The 8699-nt window shown below is 71.1% G+C and carries 6 protein-coding genes and 3 pseudogenes; 6 read left to right on the top strand and 3 right to left on the bottom strand.

Annotated elements, in window-relative coordinates:
• Positions 1–162: 162 nt before the first annotated feature.
• From FV230_RS20150 to FV230_RS20140, 3 genes and pseudogenes are all read left to right on the top strand, one after another.
• A pseudogene (locus FV230_RS20150) lies at positions 163–2022 on the top strand (helicase-related protein); the annotation flags it as partial.
• Positions 2023–2054: 32 nt separating this feature from the next.
• Positions 2055–2768 carry a ligase-associated DNA damage response endonuclease PdeM gene (pdeM, locus tag FV230_RS20145; protein ID WP_147843652.1) on the top strand — a complete coding sequence of 238 codons (714 nt, stop codon included), beginning with the start codon at positions 2055–2057 and terminating at the stop codon, positions 2766–2768.
• Between the two features lie 42 nt (positions 2769–2810).
• Complete coding sequence (locus FV230_RS20140; protein ID WP_147843650.1) at positions 2811–3110, top strand: GIY-YIG nuclease family protein; 300 nt, start codon at positions 2811–2813, stop codon at positions 3108–3110.
• A gap of 131 nt (positions 3111–3241) precedes the next feature.
• On the opposite strand, the gene FV230_RS20135 is transcribed toward FV230_RS20140, so the two are convergent.
• Positions 3242–3922, bottom strand: coding sequence for an aldolase (locus FV230_RS20135; RefSeq protein ID WP_147843649.1), 681 nt, complete (start codon positions 3920–3922; stop codon positions 3242–3244).
• Between the two features lie 10 nt (positions 3923–3932).
• Positions 3933–4940 carry a LacI family DNA-binding transcriptional regulator gene (locus FV230_RS20130; RefSeq protein ID WP_147843648.1) on the bottom strand — a complete coding sequence of 336 codons (1008 nt, stop codon included), beginning with the start codon at positions 4938–4940 and terminating at the stop codon, positions 3933–3935.
• 168 nt (positions 4941–5108) lie between these two features.
• On the opposite strand from FV230_RS20130, the gene FV230_RS20125 reads away from it, so the two are divergent.
• The 3 genes and pseudogenes from FV230_RS20125 to FV230_RS20115 form a co-directional block, all read left to right on the top strand.
• Positions 5109–6425 (top strand): MFS transporter, encoded by a 1317-nt coding sequence (locus FV230_RS20125; protein ID WP_147843647.1) that lies wholly within the window; start codon positions 5109–5111, stop codon positions 6423–6425.
• Between the two features lie 41 nt (positions 6426–6466).
• Positions 6467–7384 carry an L-threonate dehydrogenase gene (ltnD, locus tag FV230_RS20120; protein ID WP_147843646.1) on the top strand — a complete coding sequence of 306 codons (918 nt, stop codon included), beginning with the start codon at positions 6467–6469 and terminating at the stop codon, positions 7382–7384.
• A gap of 12 nt (positions 7385–7396) precedes the next feature.
• A pseudogene (locus FV230_RS20115) lies at positions 7397–8029 on the top strand (TIM barrel protein); the annotation flags it as partial.
• On the opposite strand, the pseudogene FV230_RS20110 reads toward FV230_RS20115, so the two are convergent.
• Positions 8021–8699 (bottom strand): annotated as a pseudogene (locus FV230_RS20110) (MATE family efflux transporter); the annotation flags it as partial. The pseudogenes FV230_RS20115 and FV230_RS20110 sit on opposite strands and share 9 nt — an antisense overlap.

Here is an 8699-nt window from a genome sequence, read left to right as displayed (position 1 = left end):
GAGGCGGACGTCCCCTGCCCTCCCCCCTGTGCGGGGGAGGGTGGCCCGCGCAGCGGGTCGGGGGAGGGGAGCGGCATTTCCGGATACGTCGCTCCCCTCTCCCGACCCTCGCTCACGCGAGGCCCACCCGCCCCCGCAGGGGGGGGAGGGGAAGGTCCACGCATGGCCGACCTCGTCGTCGTCGCCGGCGGCGCGGCGCCCGACCTGCACCTGCTCGACACCGGCAAGACCTTGCCGCTCGCCGGGCACACCGCGTGGCATTCCATGCCGGCGATCTACGACCTGATCCGGGCGCACCGCACGGTGCTGGTCTTCGTCAACACCCGGCTCCAGGCGGAGTACACCTTCCAGGAGCTGTGGCGGCTCAACGACGACGTGCTCCCGATCGCGCTCCACCACGGCTCCCTCGACGCCACCCAGCGCCGCCGGGTCGAGGCGGCGATGGCGGCGGGCTCGCTCCGGGCGATCGTCTGCACCGCGACGCTGGACCTCGGCATCGACTGGGGCGACGTCGACCTCGTGGTCAACGTCGGCGCGCCGAAGGGGGCGAGCCGGATCATGCAGCGGATCGGGCGCGCCAACCACCGCATGGACGAGCCGTCGAAGGCCTACCTCGTCCCCGGCAACCGCTTCGAGATCCTGGAATGCCAAGCGGCGCTCGACGCGGTCGAGGAGGCGGCGCAGGACACGCCCGACGCCCGCCTCGGCGCGCCGGACGTGCTCGCCCAGCACGTGCTCGGCATGGCCTGCGCCGACGCGTTCGACCCGGTGGCGCTCTACGACGAGGTGATCTCGGCCGCCCCCTACGCCACCCTGTCCTGGGAGGATTTCGAGGCGGTCGTCGACTACGTCGCCACCGGCGGCTACGCGCTGCGCGCCTACGAGCGCTTCGCCAAGATCCTGCGCGGGCCGGACGGGCTGTGGCGGGTGCGCGACGCGCGCGTCGCCCAGCAGTACCGGATGAACATCGGCACCATCGTCGAGGCGGCGAAGGTGAAGGTCCGCCTCGCGCGCGCGATGCGGGGCAAGCCCAACACCGTGCTGCCGAAGACCGGCCGGGTGCTCGGCGAGATCGAGGAGGATTTCGCCGACACGCTGACGCCGGGCGACACCTTCCTGTTCGCCGGCGAGGTGCTGCGCTTCGAGGGCCTGGCCGAGGACGAGGCGATGGCCACGCGCGCCGGGCCCGGGACCGACCCGGCGATCCCGTCCTATGCCGGCTCGAAGTTCCCGCTCTCGACCTACCTCGCCGCGCGCGTCCGCGCGATCATCGCCGACCCATTCGAGTGGGACCGGCTGCCGCGCCAGGTCGCCGACTACCTGCTCCTCCAGCGCAGCCGCTCGCTGCTGCCGGGCGAGCGCGACCTCCTGGTCGAGACCTTCCCGCGGGCCGGGCGCCACTACCTCACGGCGTTCCCGTTCGAGGGCCGGCTCGCGCACCAGACGCTCGGCATGCTGCTGACCCGGCGGCTGGAGCGCGCCGGCCTGCGCCCGCTGGGCTTCGCCGCCAACGATTACGGCATCGCGATCTTCATGACCCGCGACCTGTCCGAGCGGATCGCCCGGGATCCCGCCTTCCTCGAAGACCTGTTCGCGCAGGACATGCTCGGCGACGACCTCGACGCCTGGCTCGACGAATCCTCGATGATGAAGCGCACCTTCCGCCAATGCGCGGTCATCGCCGGGCTGATCGAGCGCCGCCATCCCGGGATGAAGAAGACCGGCCGGCAGGTCACGATCTCCACCGACCTGATCTACGACGTGCTGCGCAAGCACCAGCCCGACCACCTGCTGATGCGCGCCGCGCGCCAGGATGCGGCAACCGGACTCCTCGACGTGAGGCGGCTCGGCATGATGTTGGAGCGCATCCAGGGGCGAATCACCCACAAGGCCCTCGACCGGGTCTCGCCGCTCTCGGTCTCCGTGATGCTGGAGATCGGGCGCGAACGGGTCTACGGCGAGGGCGCCGACGAGATCCTGGCCGAGGCCGAGGCCCAGCTTCTCGAGGAGGCGCTGGGGTGACGCCGCCCTTCCCTACCGACGAGGACACCATCTTGGCGCTCGGCCTGAGACTCGAGAAGACTCAAAAATCCCCCGGCCTGCAGCTGTCCGGCGAGACCCTCACCCTCGACCGGTGCGGCGGCCTGTGGCTCGCCGATCACCGCACGCTGATCGTCTCCGACCTCCACCTCGAGAAGGGCTCGGCCTACGCCGCCCGCACCGGCCAGTTCCTGCCGCCCTACGACACCCGCGAGACGCTGGCCTGCCTGCACGAGGCGGTGGCGCGCTTCGACCCGGCCTGCATCGTGGCGCTCGGCGACAGCTTCCACGATTCCCGCGGCCCCGAGCGGATGGAGCCCGGCGACCGGGCGATGGTCGCCGCCCTGCAGCAGGGCCGCGACTGGGTCTGGATCGCCGGCAACCACGACGCGGCCCTGAGCGAGGGCGTCGGCGGTCGCTACGCCGAGGTGATGACGCTCGGCGGCCTCACCCTCCGCCACGAGCCGACCCCGGGCGCGGCGCTGGGCGAGATCGCCGGCCACCTCCACCCGTGCGGCAAGGTCGCGATGCGCGGACGCGCGGTGCGCCGCCGCTGCTTCGTCACCGACGGCACCCGCCTGGTGATGCCGGCCTTCGGCGCCTATGCCGGCGGCCTCAACGTCCGCGACGCGGCGTTCGAGCCGCTGTTCTCGGCGGGGTTCACTGCGCATCTCCTCGGCGACGGCCGGGTGTTCTCGATCGGGCGGTCGATGCTGGCGAAGGATTGAGGTTTTCGCGATGCTGGATCGGCGATTCGAGGATCGTCAGCCATATCGCGTGCGGTCTACATGCTCGCCAGCCGTCGCCACGGGACGCTCTATCTCGGCGTCACGAACGATCGCGCGCGGCGCGTCCACGAACACAAAGTGAAACGCAATCGCGGTTTCACAGCGACTTACGCCGTGGATCGCCTCGTCTGGTACGAGTTCTACGATCGGATCGTCGATGCCATCGATCGCGAGAAGGCGCTGAAGAAGTGGCGCCGCGATTGGAAGATCCGGCTGATCGAAGACCTCAATCCCGAATGGTCAGATCTCTACCCAACGCTCGCGGGGTGGACAGGCCTCTGAACATCTCCCCGTCATTCCGGGGCCGCGGAGCGGAGCCCGGAATCCAGATCCGCTATCGGTGAAATCTGGGGAACGACCTGTGATTCTGGATTCCGAGCTCGCCTTCGGCGCCCCGGAATGACGGGGCGGTTTCAGGACGAAGCACATCCGTGTCCCTCCCCCTCGTGCTCCGGCAACGTCAGCCCGAAATGCTGGACGAGGTCGGCGACCTGGGCGGGGCTGAGATAGCGCGGGTTGAGGTTGCGCAGGAGCAGGTAGAGCTTGGCCGTCTCCTCGAGCTCCTCGGTGGCGAAGACCGCGGCCTCCAGGCTCGCGCCGGCGACGACCGGGCCGTGGTTGGCGAGCAGCACCGAACTGTACTTCCCCGCCAGGCCCCGGATCGCGTCGGCGACGCCTGGGTCGCCGGGGCGGTAGTACGGGACCAGCGCCGTGCCGCCGGTGCGCATCAGGTAGTACGGCGTCAGCGGCGGCAGCACCGCCTTCGGATCGATCTCGGGCAGCATCGACACCGCGACCGCGTGCGTCGAGTGCAGGTGGACGATGGCGCGCGCCTCGGCGCGGCTCTCGTAGAGCGCGGTGTGGAGCGGGATCTCCTTCGTCGGCGTGTCGCCGGAGACCACCCGTCCCGTCGCGTCGAGACGCGAGATCCGGGCCGGGTCGAGGAAGCCGAGCGAGGCGTTGGTCGGGGTCACCAGCCAGCCCCCGTCATCGAGCCGAAGGGAGATGTTGCCCGAGGAGCCCGGCGTCAGCCCACGCTCGAATAGCGAGCGCCCGTAGCGGCAGATGCTTTCGCACAGGGTGGATTCGCTCATTGGGCCTGACTCATGCGGTCGCGCCTTCCATCAGTTCGAAGCCGAGGTCGATCGTCTCGGCCGGGCCGCCGGCCGCCAGGCGCTCGGCGGCGACAGCGCCGATCCGCAGTCGCGGCGTGCGGATGGTCGAGAGCGGCTGCGGCATCGCCGCGGTGATGTCGAGGCCGTTGTAGCCGAACAGCGCGAGCCGGTGCGGGATCGACCAGCCGCGCGCCAGGCAGCAGAAGTAGCCGCCGAGCGCCATGTCGTCGTTGGAGAAGTACACGGCGTCGAGGTCCGGCGTGCGGTCGAGCAACCGGTCGAGCGCCGCGCGCCCCGCCGTGGCGGAGGACGGTTCTGCGACCACCTCACGGTCGATCAGCCCGTGCCCCGCGCCTTGCAGGGCCGCCTCGAATCCCGCGAGCCGCTTGCCCGCCCGGAGGTCGCGCAGAATGTCGTGGCCGACATAGCCGATGCGGCGGTAGCCCCGCCCGAGCAGGTGCGCGGCGCTCGCCTCGCCGACCGCCCGGTTGGAGAAGCCGACGACGAGGTCGAGGCCCGGCCCGTCGGTGTCGATCATCTCGACCACGCGGATCCCGGCGGCGCGCAGGAGCGCGACGGTGCCGGGATTGTGCTCCACCCCGGTGACGACGAGGCCGGTCGGGCGCCACGACAGCAGCGCGCCGACCAGCGCCTCCTCGCGGTCGGGATCGTAGTCGGAGACGCCGATCACGCTCTGGAAGCCGGTGCGGTCGAGCGCCCCCGTCAGCCCGCGCAGCAGGTCGGGGAAGACGATGTTGGCGAGCGACGGGATCACGATGCCGACGAGCTGCGAGCCGGCCGACGCCGCGTTGCCCGCGAGCGACCCGGCCAGCCGGTTCGGCACGTAGCCGAGCTCGGCCACGGCCGCGGCCACCCGGTCTGCGGTGCGCTTCGAGAACGAGCCCTGGTTGCGCAGCACCCGCGAGACCGTGCTCTCGCCGAATCCCGATTCCCGGGCGACGTCCGCCAGCGTCACGAGGCGCCGATGCAGGTTCATGGAGGCCCTTCGCGTGGCGATGCGCTCAGCGACATATCGAGCATCGCTGTCACCCGCAAGCTGATTGGCAGCGCTGCCAAACTGCGATAGGCAGGTCTCAAGCGCCGGAAAACGGTGCGGAACCAAGCAGAACGCCGGCACGCCAAGACGTCGGCGACGGAGGACGCCATGAGTTCACCAGCCGCCGTGCTGCCGGGCAGCGCCGTGCCGTCGAAGGACTTCGTCGAGCAGACCTATACCAAGGTGTTCTGGCGCCTCGTGCCGTTCCTGACGCTCTGCTACGTCATCGCCTACCTCGACCGGGTCAACGTCGGTTTCGCCAAGCTGCAGATGTCCCAGGACCTCGGCTTCAGCGAGACGGTCTACGGCTTCGGCGCGGGCGTGTTCTTCGTCGGCTACTTCCTGTTCGAGGTGCCCTCGAACGTGATCCTCCACCGGGTCGGCGCGCGGATCTGGATCGCCCGGATCATGGTGACCTGGGGGATCATCTCGGGTGCGTTCCTGTTCGTGAACTCCGCCACGACCTTCTACGTCATGCGCTTCCTGCTCGGGCTGGCCGAGGCGGGCTTCTACCCGGGCGTGATCCTCTACACGACGGCCTGGTTCCCGGCGCATCGCCGGGCCAAGGTCATCGCCGTGTTCATGGCCGCGATCCCCGTCTCGGGCATCTTCGGCAACCCGCTCTCGGGCTGGATCATGGATGCCTTCAACGGCGCCCACGGGCTCGCCGGCTGGCAGTGGATGTTCGTGATCGAGGCGGTGCCGGCGGTGCTGGTCGGCATCGCGGTGTTCTTCTACCTCGACAACCGGGCCTCCGAGGCCAAGTGGCTGACCGACCCCGAGAAGGCGGTGATCGAGCGCGACATCGCGGCCGACAACGTCGGCAAGGAGGCGAGCCCGCACTCGATCGCGACCGTGTTCCGCAACGGCCGCGTCTGGTTCATGAGCTTCATCTACTTCTGCTTCGTCACGGGCCAGTACGGCCTGACCTTCTGGATGCCGACGCTGGTGAAAGCCACCGGCGTGCAGGGCAACCTCAACATCGGCCTGATCAGCGCGATCCCGTTCCTGTTCGCGGTGTTCGTGATGATCCTGCTCGGGCGCAGCGCCGACCGGATGCGCGAGCGCCGCTGGCACCTGATCGTGCCCGCGCTCTGCGGCGCGGTCGGCTTCGTCGTCGCCGCCACCGCCGGCAGCACGGTGATCGCGATCATGGCGCTCTCGATCGCCGCGGGCGGGGTGCTCACGTGCGCGCCGCTGTTCTGGTCGATGCCGACCGCATTCCTGTCGGGGGCGGGCGCCGCCGCCGGCATCGCGCTGATCAACTCGGTGGGCAACCTCGCGGGCTTCGCCAGCCCCTACGTGATCGGCGCCCTGAAGGACTACAGCGGCAACACCGCCACCGGCATGTACGCGCTCGCCGCCATGCTGCTGCTCGGCTCGGTCGCGACCTTCGTGACGCCCAAGCGCCTCGTGAACCGCTGAAACCGGCGCACCTTCCGCAGACCCCCGACCGGACATCCCCGATGACAGCACCCTCCTCCGCCCGGCACGCCGCGGTGATCGGCCTCGGCTCGATGGGCTTCGGCATGGCGGCCTCGCTGCTGCGGGCCGGCTTCACGGTCGCGGCCTGCGACGTGAACCCCGAGGCGGTCGCCCGCTTCTCGGCGGCCGGCGGGCGCGGCACGGCGAGCCCGGCCGAAGCGGCGGAGGGCGCGAGCGTCGTGATCTGCGTCGTCGTCAACGCCGCCCAGACCGAGGCCGTGCTGTTCGGCGAGGCCGGCGCCGCGGCGGCGATGCCGGAGGGCGCGGTGTTCGTCTCCTCGGCGACCATGGACCCGGCCGTCGCCCGGCGGCTGGCGGCGCGGCTCGAGGCCACCGGCCGGCACTACCTCGACGCGCCGATGAGCGGGGGCGCGGCGCGCGCCGCCGACGGGGCTCTGACCTTCCTCGCCTCCGGCTCGGCCGCCGCCTTCGATGCGGCGCGCCCGGCGCTCGATGCGATGGCCGGCACGCTCTACGAGCTCGGCGACGAAGCCGGCCAGGGCGCGGCCTTCAAGATGATCAACCAGCTGCTCGCGGGCGTGCACATCGCCGCCGCGTCGGAAGCCATGAGCTTCGCCGCCAAGCAGGGCCTCGACCTCGCCCGCGTCTACGAGGTGATCACGAAGTCGGCCGGCAATTCCTGGATGTTCGAGAACCGGATGCCGCACGTCCTCGACGGCGATTACAGCCCCAGAAGCGCGGTCGACATCTTCGTCAAGGACCTCGGCATCGTGCAGGACATGGCGCGCGCCGAGAAGTACCCGGTGCCGGTGGCGGCCGCCGCCCTGCAGATGTTCCTGATGGCGTCGGGCTCGGGGATGGGCCGCGACGACGACGCCTCCGTCGCGCGGCTCTACGCCCAGGTTTCGGGCGCGACCCTGCCGGCCGCGAAGCGCTGAGGAGGTCCATCCATGCCGCGCTTTGCCGCCAACCTCACCCTGATGTTCACCGAGCTCCCCTTCCTCGACCGCTTCGCTGCGGCCGCGGACCAGGGCTTCGGAGCCGTCGAGTTCCTGTTCCCCTACGCGCATCCGGCCGACGCCATCGCCGACCGCCTGGCGCGCCACGGCCTGACTCAGGCGCTGTTCAACCTGCCGCCGGGCGACTTCGAGGCGGGCGAGCGCGGGCTCGCGGCCCTGCCCGAGCGCTTCGACGAGCTGAAGCAGGGCGTCGCGACCGCTCTGCGCTACGCCGAGGCCACCGGCGTCGGGCGCCTCCACCTGATGGCGGGGCTGGCCGACCCGAACGATCCGGCCGCGCGCGACGCCTACCGCCGCGCCGTCGCCTGGACCGCCGACGCTCTCGGCGCGGCGGGCCTCGACCTCGTGCTGGAGCCGATCAACGGCCGCAACATGCCGGGCTACTTCCTGAACGATTTCGGGGCGGCGGTGGCGCTAATCCGCGACCTCGCGCGGCCGAACCTGAAGCTGCAGTTCGACCTCTACCACTGCCAGATCCTGCACGGCGACGTGACGATGCGGCTGCGCGCGCTGATGCCGATCGTCGGCCACGTGCAGACCGCCTCGGTGCCGGGACGACACGAGCGCCAGCGTCCGCACGATCACGTCGCCGTTGATCGCGAGCGTGCGCCGCAGCGCGACGGGATCGCGGACCTCGGACCACGGCACCCGCCAGGGCTTCGAGCCGAGGCGGACCAGGATCGCGAGGCCGAGGGCGAGGCCGGCCGCCTCCGCGATCACCGTGGCGAGGGCGGCGCCGGACAGGCCGAGGTCGAGGCCAAGGACCAGCGCGAGCGTCAGGCCGATGTTCACCAGGTTGATCGCCACCTGCAGCAGCAGGCCGAGATCGGTGCGGCCGCGCCCGAGCACTGAGCCGAGCACGGCGTAGTTCGCCAGCGCGAACGGCGCCGAGAGGATGCGGATGTGGATGTAGGTCGCGAGGCCCGCGATCACCGCGGGGCTCGCGCCGGTGATCCGGAAGGCGGCGGCCGCGATCGGTCCTTGCAGGACGACCAGGGCGAGGCCGGCGACGAGGGCCGCCGCGAGGGCGCGCGCCAAGGTCCGGTCGACCTCGGCGCCGTCTCGGGCGCCGACCGCCTGCGCGGTGAGGCCGGCGGTCGCCATACGCAGCGCGCCGAACGACCAGAACAGCGCGTCGAAGATCACGGCGCCGAGGGCGATCGCCCCGAGCAGCGCGGCGTCGCCGAGCCGCCCGATCACCGTGGCGCCGACGAAGCCGAGCATCGGCGTGGTG

This window comes from Methylobacterium sp. WL6, assembly GCF_008040095.1.
In the GTDB taxonomy this organism is placed as follows: Bacteria; Pseudomonadota; Alphaproteobacteria; order Rhizobiales; family Beijerinckiaceae; genus Methylobacterium.
This window is presented reverse-complemented; position numbering and strand designations above follow the sequence as displayed.

What these genes read in the sequence shown, in the direction of transcription:
- FV230_RS20135 (WP_147843649.1), bottom strand. Translation starts at nt 3,922, where the DNA reads ATGAGCGAATCCACCCTGTGCGAAAGCATCTGCCGCTACGGGCGCTCG.
- FV230_RS20130 (WP_147843648.1), bottom strand. Translation starts at nt 4,940, where the DNA reads ATGAACCTGCATCGGCGCCTCGTGACGCTGGCGGACGTCGCCCGGGAA.
- ltnD (WP_147843646.1), top strand. Translation starts at nt 6,467, where the DNA reads ATGACAGCACCCTCCTCCGCCCGGCACGCCGCGGTGATCGGCCTCGGC.
- FV230_RS20125 (WP_147843647.1), top strand. Translation starts at nt 5,109, where the DNA reads ATGAGTTCACCAGCCGCCGTGCTGCCGGGCAGCGCCGTGCCGTCGAAG.